The organism is uncultured Virgibacillus sp. (assembly GCF_947495635.1).
In the GTDB taxonomy this organism is placed as follows: domain Bacteria; phylum Bacillota; class Bacilli; order Bacillales; family Amphibacillaceae; genus Virgibacillus; species Virgibacillus salarius.
In genome coordinates this window covers 1-16819 of sequence record NZ_CANMAB010000094.1, presented here as the reverse complement: position 1 = coordinate 16819, position 16819 = coordinate 1, and the positions used below count along the sequence as shown (strand labels likewise).

At 36.6% G+C, this 16819-nt stretch carries 15 protein-coding genes; 4 read left to right on the top strand and 11 right to left on the bottom strand.

What is annotated here, in order from left to right; translation table 11 throughout:
* Nucleotides 1-79: 79 nt before the first annotated feature.
* The 7 genes from Q1A47_RS16605 to cyoE all read right to left on the bottom strand — a co-directional run bounded on the left by Q1A47_RS16605 (nucleotide 80) and on the right by cyoE (nucleotide 7324).
* Nucleotides 80-535: a DUF420 domain-containing protein gene (locus Q1A47_RS16605; RefSeq protein ID WP_026680778.1), complete on the bottom strand. Its 456-nt coding sequence runs from the start codon at nucleotides 533-535 to the stop codon at nucleotides 80-82.
* 377 nt (nucleotides 536-912) lie between these two features.
* Nucleotides 913-1812: a cytochrome c oxidase assembly factor CtaG gene (gene ctaG, locus Q1A47_RS16600; protein WP_121605042.1), complete on the bottom strand. Its 900-nt coding sequence runs from the start codon at nucleotides 1810-1812 to the stop codon at nucleotides 913-915.
* Nucleotides 1813-2427: 615 nt separating this feature from the next.
* On the bottom strand, nucleotides 2428-2742 hold the full coding sequence (gene ctaF / locus Q1A47_RS16595; RefSeq protein ID WP_121605041.1) for a cytochrome c oxidase subunit IVB: 315 nt from the start codon (nucleotides 2740-2742) through the stop codon (nucleotides 2428-2430).
* A gap of 3 nt (nucleotides 2743-2745) precedes the next feature.
* Complete coding sequence (locus Q1A47_RS16590) at nucleotides 2746-3369, bottom strand: cytochrome (ubi)quinol oxidase subunit III (protein WP_026680775.1); 624 nt, start codon at nucleotides 3367-3369, stop codon at nucleotides 2746-2748.
* 1 nt (nucleotide 3370) lies between these two features.
* Nucleotides 3371-5224: a cytochrome c oxidase subunit I gene (gene ctaD / locus Q1A47_RS16585; protein ID WP_166530933.1), complete on the bottom strand. Its 1854-nt coding sequence runs from the start codon at nucleotides 5222-5224 to the stop codon at nucleotides 3371-3373.
* Between the two features lie 41 nt (nucleotides 5225-5265).
* Nucleotides 5266-6318: a cytochrome c oxidase subunit II gene (gene coxB / locus Q1A47_RS16580; RefSeq protein ID WP_121605039.1), complete on the bottom strand. Its 1053-nt coding sequence runs from the start codon at nucleotides 6316-6318 to the stop codon at nucleotides 5266-5268.
* A 61-nt stretch (nucleotides 6319-6379) separates the two neighbouring features.
* Nucleotides 6380-7324: a heme o synthase gene (gene cyoE, locus Q1A47_RS16575; protein ID WP_026680773.1), complete on the bottom strand. Its 945-nt coding sequence runs from the start codon at nucleotides 7322-7324 to the stop codon at nucleotides 6380-6382.
* A 480-nt stretch (nucleotides 7325-7804) separates the two neighbouring features.
* Between cyoE and Q1A47_RS16570 the strand changes: the two genes are divergently transcribed.
* Entirely contained in the window at nucleotides 7805-8752 is a 948-nt protein-coding gene (locus Q1A47_RS16570; protein WP_166530932.1) for a heme A synthase, read from the top strand.
* Nucleotides 8753-8915: 163 nt separating this feature from the next.
* On the opposite strand, the gene pyc is transcribed toward Q1A47_RS16570, so the two are convergent.
* The 3 genes from pyc to Q1A47_RS16555 all read right to left on the bottom strand — a co-directional run bounded on the left by pyc (nucleotide 8916) and on the right by Q1A47_RS16555 (nucleotide 14003).
* Nucleotides 8916-12362: a pyruvate carboxylase gene (gene pyc, locus Q1A47_RS16565; protein ID WP_166530931.1), complete on the bottom strand. Its 3447-nt coding sequence runs from the start codon at nucleotides 12360-12362 to the stop codon at nucleotides 8916-8918.
* Complete coding sequence (ftsW, locus tag Q1A47_RS16560) at nucleotides 12338-13522, bottom strand: putative lipid II flippase FtsW (protein WP_026680770.1); 1185 nt, start codon at nucleotides 13520-13522, stop codon at nucleotides 12338-12340. Before ftsW ends, pyc begins: the two co-directional genes overlap by 25 nt.
* A gap of 199 nt (nucleotides 13523-13721) precedes the next feature.
* Nucleotides 13722-14003: a YlaN family protein gene (locus Q1A47_RS16555; protein WP_026680769.1), complete on the bottom strand. Its 282-nt coding sequence runs from the start codon at nucleotides 14001-14003 to the stop codon at nucleotides 13722-13724.
* Between the two features lie 160 nt (nucleotides 14004-14163).
* Here Q1A47_RS16555 and Q1A47_RS16550 point away from each other — a divergent pair, with 160 nt between their 5' ends.
* Both Q1A47_RS16550 and Q1A47_RS16545 read left to right on the top strand, forming a co-directional pair.
* On the top strand, nucleotides 14164-14652 hold the full coding sequence (locus Q1A47_RS16550; RefSeq protein ID WP_026680768.1) for a hypothetical protein: 489 nt from the start codon (nucleotides 14164-14166) through the stop codon (nucleotides 14650-14652).
* Between the two features lie 483 nt (nucleotides 14653-15135).
* Nucleotides 15136-15735, top strand: a complete 600-nt coding sequence (locus tag Q1A47_RS16545) for a YhcN/YlaJ family sporulation lipoprotein (protein ID WP_026680767.1) — start codon at nucleotides 15136-15138, stop codon at nucleotides 15733-15735.
* A 37-nt stretch (nucleotides 15736-15772) separates the two neighbouring features.
* On the opposite strand, the gene Q1A47_RS16540 is transcribed toward Q1A47_RS16545, so the two are convergent.
* Entirely contained in the window at nucleotides 15773-16060 is a 288-nt protein-coding gene (locus Q1A47_RS16540) for a hypothetical protein (RefSeq protein ID WP_026680766.1), read from the bottom strand.
* A 180-nt stretch (nucleotides 16061-16240) separates the two neighbouring features.
* Between Q1A47_RS16540 and Q1A47_RS16535 the strand changes: the two genes are divergently transcribed.
* Nucleotides 16241-16444: a YlaI family protein gene (locus tag Q1A47_RS16535; RefSeq protein ID WP_026680765.1), complete on the top strand. Its 204-nt coding sequence runs from the start codon at nucleotides 16241-16243 to the stop codon at nucleotides 16442-16444.
* Nucleotides 16445-16819 lie beyond the last annotated feature (375 nt).

The following is a 16819-nucleotide window of genomic DNA, read 5'->3' as shown; positions in this document are numbered from 1 at the left end:
AAAAGATTCCAGCTATCTATTTTTGATAACTGGAATCTCTTTTTTACTTCTCCAGGCTAGTTATGTCCCAGCCCCTTTTCTATGTTCCTAAAATTGCTTTTATTAAACTAGTTGTTTCTCCACCCTCATAGAGTATATATAGTAAAAGATAAACAATTACTCCGGTAGACGCGCTTAAAAACCAAATTATACTCGTAATCGGACCTATTTTTCTATGTACGCTGATCTTACGCTTAAATGCCAATACCAACGTTGTAATACCAAAAACAGCCCCCGTTGTAGCTAAGGTAATGTGAAAAATCAAGAAAATCGTATAATATATTTCAAGATCCTCTGGTCCTCCAAAGCTCGTATTACCAATAAAAATAGTTCTTGATATATAAATAATAAAAAACAGCAATGCACTAATTGCAGCGGCAATCATCGTTTTCTTGTGGCTTTTCGCCTCTCCTTTAACAATAAATCGCCAGCCAAAAGCGACTAATACTGCACTAAGAACAATAAAAAACGTACTAATAGTGGGCAATAAAGGCATAGAAAATATGTGCTCCCTTCTAAAAATGCATAAGTAACTCAGCAAACCTCAAGATTATGCTTTTATATTTTATCATATTTTGTTAAAGGCTAAAATCACGACGTCCTGATAAAGTCATTATGGACGAATCAGTTTCAGCTTATGCTTAAAAATACGGTTTCCATTTAAAATAGACTTACTGATACTATTTTTACAACATAATGTCATATTATTAGTATTTCAATTTTACACCAGTATAAAAAAATTCCTAAACACAACAAAGCCCCCACCTAATTACCAAGTAACTAGATAAAAGAGGTGAGGCTTAGGACTAAAATTGCAATCAAGTAAAGTGCTGAAAACAATATTAGTAATCTTTCTATAGGAATAAATCTTTGTTAATTTCTTATATCTGCTGGTATTGGATCGACTCTCAAGCTCTCTTGATTAAACCACTTAAAGAAAATTCTACCTAACAGAATACCATAGGTGATTTCCTGCATGATTTTCATAATAATCCCACCTAATTGCTGATCCTCAACGGTACTCATTGGGGAGAACATTTCAGGTCCAGAAATGGAAAAAGATATTCCCTCTAGTACCTCTCCCGGAACGCATAAAGCAAGCGCCTGTAACCAGGCTCCATCTTGACTATATGCAGCAAATAAAGGATGGTCTGCAAATATGATCAACACACATGCTGGAGTGATTAACACACCATTAGCAAAAATATACCCTATTTTCACTAGTGGTCGCATTGTATCCATTTCTTTAATTGGTGATAAGATTGGCCACCAAACAATGAAAGCTGCTGCAAGTATTACAAGCGAAATAGTTGTATGTGCAATCGGATTGGATTTAGCAAAGTCAAAGATTACAGGAATGTGATAGATGGAAAATAGTGCATTAAACAGGAGCAGTGAAATTAACGGTTTAGTTAATAAGTTAAAAAGCGGTTTAATAATTGGTGCTCCAATTACTTTTTTCCAAATCCAAGTTGGAATTCCCTTTATTACGAGTATAGGAAATACTAAGTAGTAAATTGCCATCTGTACCATGTGAGCAGTTAGCATAATATGTGAAAGCAAATCTATCGGTGCTCCCTTAACTACGTAAAGTAAAAAGATTGCGATATAGAACATAACTTGCTGTTTACCCGTCGGTTTATCAGTTCCACCAAATTTATGACGATATGGACCTGTAACTAAAAAGTAAGCGACACCCAATCCGATTACAAATAATAGAAAATACGGACTCCATAAGGCACGAAATCCGAAGATCTGTAATTCTAGCCACATTATTATTCACCTCTATAAAAGGATTGTCCTCACTATTATAACTGAATATGAATATTAACACACACTTATAATGTGACGACTTTTAGAAAACACTAGCATAAAGCAAGAACAAAAGCGTAGCGCCGAATAGAAACGTAGCGACTGAAGCAAGTCAACCGCGATAAAAGAATCACGGTGAGCTCGCGAGCCGATGATGGCTTAGATTAGGACGATTCATGAAGTAGCCTCGTTTCTGGGAGCTGGAACTGGACGTGACTTAACACGCGCCTATTTATCCACATGGGCTAATTTTATAATTTCCTAGACTAAGAAAAAGAGGCTGAGACAAAACACAACTTCTTTACTCAACATACGAATAATCATGTTATCAATAGGAGTATCATCGCCGCACCGCAAAAACATACTCGCTTTCCACGGACACAGCCTCAGCTAACTTGGTAAAGAAAAACACGTTACCAAGTGGACCTTCGGACTCGTGCTGTTCCCGCCGGAATCTCGCTTATTTCAGGTGCTAAATGAATTATTTTGATCAAAAAACGAACGATAATTATTTTCAACTAATCATCGTTCGTTTTTTTATTGTTTCTTCAATCTATTGTCTCAGCCTCTTTTATCCTACCACCAAACAATGGCTACTAATGCTGCTACCGTTAATATAGCAGCCCATATACCACCATAAATCATCATGGATGGAAACTCATGTCCCTTATCCTTCATATGCATAAAATAATAGAACTGAAATGCTACTTGAACTACTGCTAAAATTAGCAGTAGAGGAATAGCGAACATTTTATCCATTGCTTCAGTTGCAACAATAGCAAAAGCTATAATGGTAAATCCAATCATAAGAGCAAAAGTAATAAGTTGCTTCTTCATTTCTTCTTTATTCTTTTGCTTTTGGAACGAATTGATATTGGTGTTATCCGTCATGAATTAACCCACCTTTCCCATTAGGTATACAACCGTAAAGATAAATACCCATACGACATCAATAAAGTGCCAATACAAGCTGAATGTGTAATATTTTGGTGCATTATATAGGTTTAAACCACGCTTCGCATTTCGAACCATAATGGCAATTAACCAACTAAGCCCAAACGCTACGTGCCCTCCATGGAAACCTACTAACGTATAGAACGCTGAACCAAAAGCAGACGATCTAAACGTAAAATGATACTCGTGAATATAATGATAAAACTCATATATTTCACAAGCTAGGAATCCAATACCAAGAAATGCAGTGATCCCTAACCATAATTGCATTTTCTTAAAGTCATTGTTCTTCATATGATACATCGCATACACACTAGTAAGTGAACTAGTTAATAAAAGCATTGTCATTAGAAAAACAAGCTCTAAGCCAAAAATTTCTTCACCAGCAGGACCGTCTGCAGTTGAATTTCTCAATGCTAAGAAAGTCCCAAACAAACTGGCGAATAAAACTGTCTCACCGCCTAAGAAGAACCATAGCCCAAGGAATTTATTTTTACCTTCAAGGGTAGCCTTTTCTGGTTCCTGAGGCATCGTTTCTGGATTTAAGGAATGATCGTGACTCATATTAGTCAGCCTCCCTTTCAAGTTCTTCTTTGGTAATATGAAAGCCATGGTAATCTTTCAAAGAGCGAATAAGCATACAAGCTAGCGCAATACCCATACCGGCAAACACAGCTACTAACCATGCTTTTTGATCCACCTGATAAATAAATCCAAACCCTGCAATAAAGAAACCTAATGACATGATGAAAGGTAAAATAGATCCATCAGGCATATGAATGTCCCCAAGTGGCTCGGCGGCAGTCATTTCACCCTTACCTTCCGTTTTCTCAATCCATAGTGGATCAAGCCCACGTACAAGTGGTGTTTGCTTAAAGTTATAGAACGGTGGTGGAGAAGGAATAGCCCATTCTAACGTACGACCGTCCCAAGGATCCGCTGGAGCTTTTTCTCCTTTAACAGATGTATAGATGATGTTAATAACAAATAAAAGACCTCCAACACCCATTAACAGTGCTCCTATAGTACTAACTAGGTTACCTATATCCAAGCCTTGATCCTCTAAGAATACCCAATAGCGTCGAGGCATACCCATTAGACCTAAAAAGTGTTGAATAAAGAAAGTTAAATGGAAGCCGATAAAGAATAACCAGAACGATAATTTACCTAAGGCTTCATTTAGAATTTTTCCAAACATCTTCGGCCACCAATAATGTAAGGCTGCCAAAATACCAAATACTACTCCACCTACAATAACATAGTGGAAGTGAGCTACAACAAAATAAGAATCGTGATATTGATAGTCTGCAACAGCTGAGGCAAGCATTACCCCTGTCATTCCACCGATTGTAAATGATGGAATAAATGCTAATGACCAAAGCATTGCGGAATTAATCGTAATGCTACCGCCCCACATTGTTGCCAACCAGTTAAAGATCTTAATACCAGTAGGTACGGCGATCGCCATCGTAGCAATCGCAAAAATAGCATTAGCAACAGGTCCAAGACCCACGGTAAACATATGGTGTGCCCAAACCATAAAACCTAAGAATGCGATCAGTATTGTAGCAAATACCATGGCAGTATAACCGAATAATCGCTTCTTAGAGAAGGTTGCGAATATATCACTAAACACACCAAATGCTGGAAGTATTAAAATGTAAACCTCTGGATGACCAAATATCCAAAATAGATGCTGCCAGATAACTGCATTTCCTCCAAGCGAAACTTCAAAGAACGCAGATCCGAACATACGGTCAAACATTAATAAAAACAGTCCAACTGTTAAAGCTGGAAAGGCAAATAAAATTAGCACGCTTGTTACAAATGTCGTCCAAGTGAAGAGCGGCATACGCATATATGTCATGCCTGGTGCACGCATTGTAACTATTGTTACTAAAAAGTTAATACCACCCATTAATGTCCCTGCACCCGAAATCTGGAGACCTAGGATATAAAAGTCCACTCCATGACCAGGAGACGTGGTTGATAATGGTGTGTAGGCAGTCCAACCTGCATCAGGAGCGCCTCCGAGGAACCAGCTACAGTTTAAAAGAACCCCACCAAACATAAATAGCCAAAACCCAAGTGAATTTAAAAATGGAAAGGCTACATCTCGTGCCCCAATCTGTAAGGGCATAATAGCGTTCATTATTCCTAGCAATAATGGCATAGCTGCAAGGAATATCATAGTCGTACCATGCATCGTTATCATTTCATTATATAAACCTGCACTTAAAAAATCATTCTCAGGTTTAATCAGTTGTATACGAATAAACAATGCTTCAAGTCCGCCAAGTAGGAAAAAGAAGCCACCGCCGAATAAATACAAATGCGCAATTTTCTTATGATCGACTGTGGTTAAATAATCCCAAATAACAGCACCGAAGCCTTTCTTTTGAGCAGCTGCAATACTCAAATTTTAAACCTCCCTTTTACTTCTTCCACCCTTTAGTTTAATTAGTTTCCTGCACTCTCTGGAGTTATCTCAGATGGCTGCAATTGCAGCAAATACTCTGCGATATTACTTGCTTCTTCTTTAGATAGTTCAGGGTAATTATTCGTCATTTTGTTCCCTGGTTTTATGGATTCAGGATCCATAATCCAATTAACTAACTTCTCTTTTGTTGGTTCCAAAATACCAGCTATTCTAGAGCGATCACCAAAGTTGGTTAAGTTTGGACCTACCGCATTTGGCGAAGAACCAATAGCGTGACAGCTCATACAGTTATTTTCCTCAAATGCTGCCTTACCATCTTGAGCCACTGCATCTTGAGGCTGCGCTTCTGGATCAACACCTTGCATGTCTTCAACCCATTGATCATATTCTTCTGGACTAACAGCAATAACTTTAAAATCCATCAAGGAATGTGAAGGTCCGCATAGCTCTGCACATTTGCCCCAGTAAACCCCTTCTTCTTTTGCTTCAATATACATGGTGTTGACATTTTCAGGGTTAACATCCATCTTACCAGAGATACTTGGTACCCATAATGAATGGATTACATCTGATGATTGCATATTTAGATATACTTTTTCTCCTGTTGGAATGTATAAATCCTGACTTGTTTGAATTTCTTCACCAGCATAACTAAAGTGCCACCAGTATTGATTACCAGTAACATCAATGTTGATACCATCTTTTGATTTGGATGTATCTGCCAAATCAAATGTAGCAGCAACGGTTGGTACTGCAAGCACAAGCACTAAAATAATTGGAATAACTGTCCATACTGTTTCCAAGGTTTTGTTGCCCTCTACTTGCTTTGGTATGAAATTTTCCTGTCCCTTCTTTTTGCGAAAACGGACAAGTGTAATTACATAAACCAAAAATACGATAACAAACACAAATAACATAATAATTGATGATAGAATAATTAAATTCATGGAAGACTCTGCTCCATACCCTTTTGGTACAAGGGCAGTTAAGTTTTCTTTCCCACACCCAGCAAGGACAAGTGCAAGTAAACTTAAAAGGAATACAGATTTGAATTTTCCCATCCAACCTTTCATGTATCCATACCTCTCTTTCTTTTCTTGATGCTCCTTATATATAAATTAAATTAAGGACGAATTAACTAAATGGAGAGTTCCATGTTACTAGAACCATCATTAAAAATAAGATAGTTAAATAATTCAATGAATAAATAAAAATGATGTTTGCCCATTTCAGATCATTTTTCATAAAGAATCCACTGATACCAATTGCTAGCCATCCAACATTAAGTAAAGTAGCAATAACCATGAACGTTGTTCCCAACGAAGCTAGGTAAAACGGTAATGGTAATAAACATGCAATGTAAATTACAATTTGACGTTTCGTGAATTCAAAACCATGTACTACTGGTAGCATTGGTATACCTGCTGCTTTATATTCTTTACTTTTTCTCATTGCTAATGCAAGAAAATGTGGAGTCTGCCAAATAAACATAATTAAAAACAGAATAAATGGAACAATATGAAAATTCGGTTCTACTGCCGCCCAGCCAATTAAAGGTGGTGCTGCCCCAGAAAAACTACCAATTGCTGTATTCAGCGTATACTTTCTTTTAGACCACATCGTATAGAGAACAACGTATACAAACCAACCAATAAACGCAAATAATACCGCTTCAATAGTTGTAAACAGGAGTAGTCCAAATCCTATTAATGTGGTAACGATACCAAGTGTAAGAACAGCTTGAAGTGAAATGGTTCCGGTTACGGTTGGGCGTAATTTCGTTCTTGTCATAATTGGATCAATATCAGCATCGTACCAATTATTTAACATACACCCTCCGGCAATCACTAGTGCACTTCCTACCATTGTTAATATAAATGTTCCAATATAATCTGTAAAAGAAGATCCGGTAAAATATAGCGCTAACCAGAAACCTGCAAATACAGTGATTAAATTGGAATTAATGATTCCAACTTTGATCAATGACTTAATATCTGCAAGTAACGTGTTGGAACGTTTATCGTCGGAAACACCAGCATTGCTTACAACCGTTGATGTAGGTGTCTCTGCTTTATCCATTCATATCCCCCCTTCAAGCGCCTACCAAAAGGCATAATGAGACAAGGTATACTTTAGTGGAAAATCCAATAAAAACAAAGTATCCCCAAAAATTAATTGTATCATGGAATTGTTTTACAATCTAATAACTACCTAGTAATTATTTTACTGTAATTCACTCATATTTTTGTGACGATTTTGTGAATCATTTTAAAACAATAAAGAATTGGCTATGTAGGATGGTAGTTATTTTCGCGTAATGATGGTAAGTATATCAAACTCCCCTACACTATTTCTAGCAAACAACAGACAACAATGCAAGCGTTTTTTATATTTTCTATAGTGAAAAGAAAAACAAAACATGATACTATTACAATTGTGTGTCAACACAATCCATTTTTGAGGCAAACCATTGCTTTTTCTCAGGTATTAATATTATGATAAATCTATCGGATTTGTAAACATACTATTTTTCAAATTACATAAAGTGAGGATTTACTAATGATCAAAATCTTAAAGTGGTTATCTGTCGTGGCAACCATTGGTATGATGTTCGTTTTATTAGGTGGTGCACTTGTAACGAAAACAGGATCAGCTGACGGATGTGGAGATAGTTGGCCATTATGTGAAGGAGAAATAATACCAACTACGATTACACCAGAGTTAATAATTGAATTAAGTCACCGTATGGTCACAGGTATTGTTGGTTTTGCAGTATTGGGCTTGGCAGTATTAGCTTGGAGACATATTGGCCATATTCGTGAAGTGAAGTTCTTGTCATTTCTTTCATTATTTTTTTTAATTCTTCAAGCACTTATTGGGGCTGCAGCAGTGAAATGGGGGCAATCTGACTTTGTATTAGCTGCACACTTTGGCATTTCGCTAATTTCCTTTGCTTCCGTCTTTTTGCTTATGCTTCTCGTTTTTGAGGTTGACCAAAAATTCGATGCTAAATCTCTATTTATTAAGAGGTTTCATCGTATCGAAATATATGCATTAACGATATACACTATGTTGGTTGTTTATACTGGCGCCCTTGTGCGCCATACTGAATCTAATCTGGTGTGTGGTGGATGGCCATTCTGTAATAATAATGCTCCATTTGCTTTCTCAGAATATACTATACCTCAATGGATTCAAATGGGACATCGATTAGCTGCGGCAATATTATTTATATGGACAGTAATAGCTTTTATACAAATGATTAAAAATTATCGTTCCAACCATATTATGTATTGGGGTTGGATCATAACATTATCATTTATCTCCTTACAAGTATTCTTTGGAGCAATGATAATCTTTACTCGACTACATCTAGGTACGGCACTTTTACATGCACTCGTAATTTCTCTTTATTTTGGCATGCTGAGTTATTTTGTTTTGCTAGCAACAAGAAGTGGTAAGTATGAAAAGCAAACGCAAGATAAGCCCAATATTTCATCAACTTAATATGGAAACTGTTTATGTCAATTATTTGCATAAAAAAATCTCAAGGAAAAAAATTTCCTTGAGATTTTTTATTTCAGGTACACTTTTGGCACAGCTATTCACATAGTAACAAGCTACGTCAAGTAGCGCTGACCAACACCCTATTAATCAAGTGGTATCCCATTTAATCAAATTCGATGAGCAAATCTCCTACTTCGATCGTATCGGCGTCACTGACGTATATATTCTTAATTGTACCTGTAAAAGGTGCTTGAACAGTTGTTTCCATTTTCATAGCTTCGGTTATTAAAATATGATCACCTTTATCTACTTTTTCACCAACATTTCTTAAAACCTTAATAACCGTACCAGGCATTGTTGCTCCGATATGCTTATCATTTCCTTTATCCGCCTTTGGCTTTATTTCTAATTCTGACTGGATACTTTCATCCTTAACGACAATTTCACGTGTTTGTCCATTTAACTCAAAATAGATAACCCTAGTACCATCTGCCCTTGCTTCAGATATCGATACAAGCTTTACAATTAGCGTCTTTCCTTGTTCGATTTCTACTTCTATCTCTTCACCTAGATTCATACCATAGAAGAAAGTTGGTGTATCTAAAACCGACATATCTCCATATGTATCGTAGAATTTATTGTAATCCATAAATACCTTTGGATATAATGCATGTGATATCAAATCAAAACTAGTAACCTGACGATCTAGTGTCTTAAATAACGTTTCTTTTAATTGGGTAAAATCGATCGGATCTAGTAGTTCGCCTGGACGTACCTTAATTGGTTCCTTACCCTTTAGAATAATGCGTTGCAATTCTTGAGGAAACCCTTGATATGGTTGTCCAATATAGCCTTGAGCAAATTCTATTACCGAATCAGGGAAGTCGATAGATTCCCCTCGTTCATAAATATCATCTTCTGTTAAATTATTTTGTACCATGAATAATGTCATGTCACCAATAACTTTTGAGGAAGGAGTTACCTTAATAATATCGCCAAACATATCATTTACTTGCCTAAACATTGCTTTTACTTCATTCCATCTGTCTTCTAAACCGACTGCCTTGGCTTGCTGTTTTAGATTACTATATTGTCCACCAGGCATTTCATGCATATATATTTCTGTATGCGGTGATTTCATACCACTTTCAAAGTCACGATAATAGTCTCGAATCCCTTCCCAATAATGCGAAAGTTTTTCATAAGCAGAAACATTTACCTTTGGCTGTCTCGAATGGGATTCTAACGCATGATATAGTGTTTGTGCGCTTGGCTGTGATGTTAACCCAGCCATTGGCCCAGCAGCAACGTCTACAACATCAACACCTGCATCTATTGCTCGAGCGTATAAATAAATTCCATTTCCACTTGTATCATGCGTGTGCAAATGAATTGGTAAATCAACAGTCTCTTTTAAGGTTGAAATCAATTGATATGCCGCTTCCGGTTTTAATAATCCAGCCATATCTTTAATACCTAGTATGTGGGCACCAGAATCCTCTAATGATTTAGCAAGTTTTTTATAATATTCTATGTCATATTTAGAACGGCCAATATCTAATATATCTCCAGTGTAACACATTGTGGCTTCAGCAATTTTGTTATTTTCGCGAACGGACTCGATTGCTAATTGCATTCCTTCAACCCAATTCAAGCTATCAAAAATTCGGAAAACATCTATTCCTGCAGTAGCACTTTTTTCAACAAATTCTTTAATTAAATTATCTGGATAATTTTTATACCCTACCGCGTTACTTGCACGTAGCAACATTTGAAAAAGTACGTTTGGCATTTTTTCTCGAAGCTTTAACAGACGTTCCCATGGATCTTCTTTTAGGAAACGATAAGCAACATCAAAGGTCGCTCCACCCCACATTTCTACGGAGAATAAATTTGGTAATAATCGTGCTGTCGGCTCAGCAATTTGATACAAATCCTTTGTTCTAACCCTCGTTGCTAATAAAGATTGATGGGCATCACGGAATGTCGTATCAGTTAATAAGACTTCCTTTTGCTCTTTCAACCAATTTGCAAGTCCTTCAGGTCCTTGCTGATCAAGAATTTGTTTTGTGCCATCAGGGATTTTCTCTGCTGAGTCAAATTTAGGAATTTGTAATTTTGAAAAAGATGGTTTTGCCTTCTTCCCTGATGCATCTAACCCATTAATAGTCGTATGACCAATATAGGTTAACATCTTTGTACCTCGGTCCTTTCGTTTCGGAAAAACGAATAGCTCCGGTGTTTGGTCGATAAAGGTCGTATTATAAACACCTGAAAGAAAATTCTCATGTAAGATGACATTTTCTAAAAAAGGAATATTTGTTTTAATTCCACGTATCCGGAATTCTTTTAAGTTTCTGACCATTTTTTGTACAGCTTGCTCAAATGTTAGTGCCCAAGTAGATACCTTTACTAAGAGTGAGTCGTAATGAGGTGAGATGACTGCTCCTTGAAACCCATTACCTGCATCTAATCGAACTCCAAATCCCCCACCAGTTCGATATGCCATGATTCTTCCTGTGTCAGGCATAAAATTATTTAAGGGATCTTCTGTAGTTACCCGAGATTGAATAGCAAAACCATTTGTAACCAATTTATCTTGTTCCGGTATGCCAATAGAAGTATCATGTAAGTTTCTTCCTTCAGCTACCTTAATTTGTGTCTGAACAATATCCACACCCGTAATCATTTCAGTTATCGTATGCTCTACTTGAACACGTGGATTTACTTCTATAAAGTAAAATTCATTTTCTGTTACAAGAAATTCTACTGTTCCAGCATTAACATATTGAACATTGTCCATTAGGTGTACTGCTGCATTACATATTTCCATCCGTAATTTGTCAGGCAATGATGTACTAGGTGCTACTTCTACTACCTTTTGGTGTCTTCGCTGGACAGAGCAATCTCTTTCAAACAGGTGAATTGTATTACCAGCATGGTCACCAATTATTTGCACCTCAATATGCTTTGGATTCTCAATTAATTTTTCAACATAGATCTCATCATTTCCGAAAGCAGCCCTTGCTTCAGATTTCGCACGGTCATACGCTTCTGCAAGTCCTTGTTCACTGCGTACGATGCGCATACCTCGACCGCCACCACCAAGTGATGCCTTTATTATAATTGGAAAGCCATGCTGCGTAGTGAATTCTTCTACTTCTTCTAAAGAAGTAACTGGCCCATCGCTTCCTGGTATAATAGGAATTCCTGCATTAATCGCTTGTGTTCGTGCTTTTACCTTATCCCCAAACATATCGAGATGCTTACTTGTGGGACCAATAAAAATGATTCCTTCTTCTTCACAACGTTTCGCAAATAAAATATTCTCCGAAAGAAAACCATACCCAGGGTGAATCGCATCCACACCAACTTTTTTTGCGAGCTTAATAATGCCTTCAATATCAAGGTAAGCCTCAATTGGCTTCTTTCCTTCACCGATAAGATACGCTTCATCCGCTTTATACCGATGGTAAGAGCTAGAATCCTCCTTAGAATAAATAGCAACTGTCCGGATGTTTAATTCAGTACAAGCCCGAAAAACACGTATTGCTATCTCTCCTCGGTTTGCAACTAATATTTTGTTTATCTGCTTAAGTTGTTCTTCCATGTTTTTCCTCCTCGATTAGTATAAAGTACTTTACTATCATTATTCTGTTGTTCGGTTGCTGGTTCTTGTTCTCTCTTCTTTACTTGCATTGCTATATTATTTAAAACCCCCATCGATATCATTAATACCAATAGAGACGAACCACCATAGCTTACAAACGGAAGTGGAACTCCTGTGATAGGAAGTAAACCACTAATTGCTCCTAAATTAATAATAGCCTGCAAACCTACCATTGACGATATACCTATAGCTAATAATGCTCCAAAGCTGTCTTTTGTTTTTCGCGAGATAAAAATTCCGCGTAAAACAATAATGGCTAACATTCCTATAACGATAACCACCCCTAAAAAACCAAGCTCTTCAGCAACAATTGCCATAATAAAATCAGTATGAGCCTCGGTTAAATAGCCGAGCTTTTGAACACTTTGCCCGAGCCCTTCTCCCAAAATACCACCATTACCTATCGCCAGATAGGACTGAATTAATTGATAGCCATGAGAATCGGGTGTTTGAAAGGGCTGATATGCTCCTGTAAAACGGGAAAGCCTTTCGTCTGTTATCATATATGGTATTGCAAATAATAATAATGCAACACCAATACCTATTAATATCAGCAAGTGTTTTAATCGAATTCCTGAACTAAAAATTACGGAACATGCAATCAAAAAGATAATTGATGCTGTTCCAATATCAGGCTGAAGGACGACTAAGCCTAAAATTATGCCTGTTAGTATAAGCGGTGGAAGTACTCCTTTACTAAACTGATCAATATATTCTTGTTTTTTCGAATAAACAGAAGCTAGGTACATAATTAGTGCAAGTTTAGCAAACTCAGCAGGCTGTATTCCAAATATCCATGACTGAGCATTGTTTACATTTGAACCAAACAATAACACAGCTATTAATAATAAAATGATACCTAATATGATTGGTTTTATTAATTTTTGGTAATACTTATAAGGGAAAATACAGCAAACTATAAATGCTCCTAATCCCATTGCAAATCTAACAGATTGTAAGCCCAAATAATGCGTAGGTTTATACTCATTTACTACTGCGAATACCATACTCGCACTATAAATCATTACTAATCCAAATGCAGCTAAGAGGATTGGGGTAATCATTAAAGTAAAATCATAATTTTTTAATTTCTGTACCATTTTCCTTCTCCCTACTTTTATGTATTACAAGCGGTATTGTTTTCTATAAATTCTATATTTATTATGTCTTATCGCAGGGTATGAAGCTACTCACTTACCTATTTACATTGTGTTTAAACAAAAAAACCTTGCCGTTTTAGTTTGTAGGCAAAGTTTTTGCATCTTCGTTCAACCCGCAACTAATCTCGTGACGTTACTATCACACGGATTTCTGCGCTGCTTCATGCAGAATATTTAACTGCCTCTCCAAATTTTCAAGGAGTGCTTTACCTTCATCTTCGCTGATTAAGTTCAAACGAACAGCAAAATCAATTTCCCTGGAAAGCCCAAACATTTGTGTATCGAGAACTTCTTCGTATAAAGGACATTGTGGCATTGTTAGGTTATCTATTTGAACTTCTATTAGTCGCAAAATTTTGTCAGCATCAGCCTTAAGAAGGGCATGGGCTTTTTCGCGATGATTTACTGTCACCTCATGAATCAAATCTATCCCCTCCAAAAATAAGCTTCCTTCTCTATATTATATTATCGTTAGCATCAATAAAATGCAAATAAAATTAAAGAAAATCATAATCTTAGAAGTGAAAAATTAGTATAGGTCTGCTATCCTTAAGAAGGACAACTTTTAAGAGGTGATAAATATGATCGTACCAATAAACGGGAAAGTAGCGTATCCCATTACATTAGATCCAACAGTGTGGATATTCGATGACAGAAAAATAGAACTAGAGAAAGCTTTTACAGAAAAACCAGTTGATACCAATGATCAAGACGAATTAGAACGTGCTTCTCAAAGATGGAGCCAAGAGGTCTATCAACAAAATATAAAACCACCCGTAAATAGAAGTATTAAAAAATACGAGCGCGAAAAAATCTTGGAAAGCTCTTACGTGATGCCAATAGGTCATTTTCTTGATAATGCAGAAATTAGCAAGGATGCATCGGGTGCAATTTTAGTTACTGATAGTAAAGAAATCCCTATTTCCATTGATGATTTATACCATAGTTATTTTCTATTCGCTCGGGATGGAAAACCTCTTAAAGAAGACGGACCGGTTCATTTATATTATCAAGACGGTTCCAACAAGGATAATCCTATTAAACATATTACTGCTATAAAAATAAAGTAACACTAACTTAGACATCTTCTTCTTTCTATTTGACCATAGAACAACGGAAAGAAATAATGGGAAAGCAGTGATGAAAAACTTTATTAAAAAGTTACCGAATGATTTTGAAGGTTGTGCACATTGTTGCGACAACCTTTTTTATAAGCAGGGAAATTATAAATTTTCCCATGTGAATAAATCTTGGCGTGTTGAGCCGCGTCCAGCACCAGCCTTCAGAAACGAGGCGACTTCATGAATCGCCCTAATCTAAGTCATCATCGGCTCACAAGCACACCGTAATCCTTTATCTTCGTTGACTCGCTCCAGTTACTACGTTTCTATTCGGGCGTTTGCGCTTTTGTTCTTTGCCGAAGTAATTTTTTCTAATACTATCTTTATCATAGTTTTCGTAAATAACCCTCAATATCTTACCGTTTTGTATAATTTATATTATTTCATCCAAAATAACAGTAATCGTTTTTATTATGGATGGAGGAATTTCTAATGAGATGGCGAATAGGTTTAATATTACTTGCTAATATATTTATATTGGCAGCATGTCAGCAGCAAAGTCAAGAAGAGCCATTATCGAATGAAGAGAAAGACAATCAAATGATTCAGGTAAAGAATTCGGACCCTCACGAACAAAAAAACCTTACAAATACAGAAATCGCAGATCACCTTGCAAATATTGCAAGTGACGTTCCTAACGTTGAAGACGCGACATCTGTTGTAGCTGGCCCCTATGCAGTTGTAGGGATTGATGTAGATAAAGACCTCGATCGATCGAGAGTAGGCACGATAAAATATAGTGTGTTAGAAGCTCTTTATCATGATCCTTATGGAAAAACAGCGGTTGTTGTAGCGGATGCAGATATGACAGAAAGAATTAGAGGAATGGCAAATAAAATTAGACAAGGACACCCAGTCCATGGCGTTGTAGATGAACTTGCTGCAATTGTAGGAAGGTATATGCCAGATTTTCCAATCAGCGATGACAGACCTCAGGAACCGGATCAAAATAAAGAAGTAATACCCGAGGACGAAAAACAAAAGCTAGAAGATACAGAAGAAGAACAATCTAATCATCATAATAATGAATAATAAAAGAGTTTCCGACTATTACGGAAACTCTTTATCCTTATTGTTGATGCTCAATGGCATTATTATCTTTATGCTCTGTATAGTATTGAACTCCAAATTGAGAGCCTTCTGAAACCATTTTAGCGTTTTCTAATTGTGCTAGATCCTGGTTTTCTGATTGATCCGGTACACCAGCATCTTCAAAAGTAGTACGTATTCCATTTTGATAATTTGTTATTTTGTCTTTTACTTTTTGCCGATTATCTTTATTCTTTAAAAAATATCCTGCCATTGTTGCACCAATCACACCAGCTGCACCAGCAGAATACAAATATCCTTTCTTCATCAAATCGCCCTTTCTTTTACTTATTTATGAGGTATTTACCCTATTCCACCAATCATCAAACATGACATACTTCTTTTTCAGGTCCACATTGTGTTACACTAAGATTAGATTATGATGACAAATAATGATGATATTGTCGACAATAATCTTAAGCCTATTTTTTTACGTTGAGGTGAAATTATGCAAGTTAAATGTACAATTTGCGACAATATAGAAAGTATTGATGATCATTCCTTTGAAGCGAAACGATTAAGAAACAGGCGAATCCATATGTACCTTTGCCAATTATGTTATGAACGAATTGAGCACAAAACGAAACAACGTCATGCTACCGGAAAATTTCGTTTATATACAGAAAAAAAAGCATCTGACGATTTTATTTAAGTCATAAAGAGCGGGGATAAAAAAACAGCTTTTTACGCAAAATACAATAATCATGTTATCCCGCAGGAGTCTCGTATATTTTAGAGCGCAAGTGTCCGATTAGAAACGTAGCGACTGGAGCAAGTCAACGGAGATAAAGAAATCACGGTGAGCTTTCGAGCCGATGAATGAATTAGATTAAGGCGATTTGTGAAATCGCCTCGTTTCTCGGTGCTTGCACTTTACGCGACTCAACACGCCAATATTTATCCACCCACATGGGCACATTTTATAATTCCTAGACTATCAAAAAAGGGGTTGGGACAAAACCCAGTAACTGAAAAAAGTGGTACGCCAATTTAGGGCGTATCACTTTTTTTACTTTTTTCAATATTT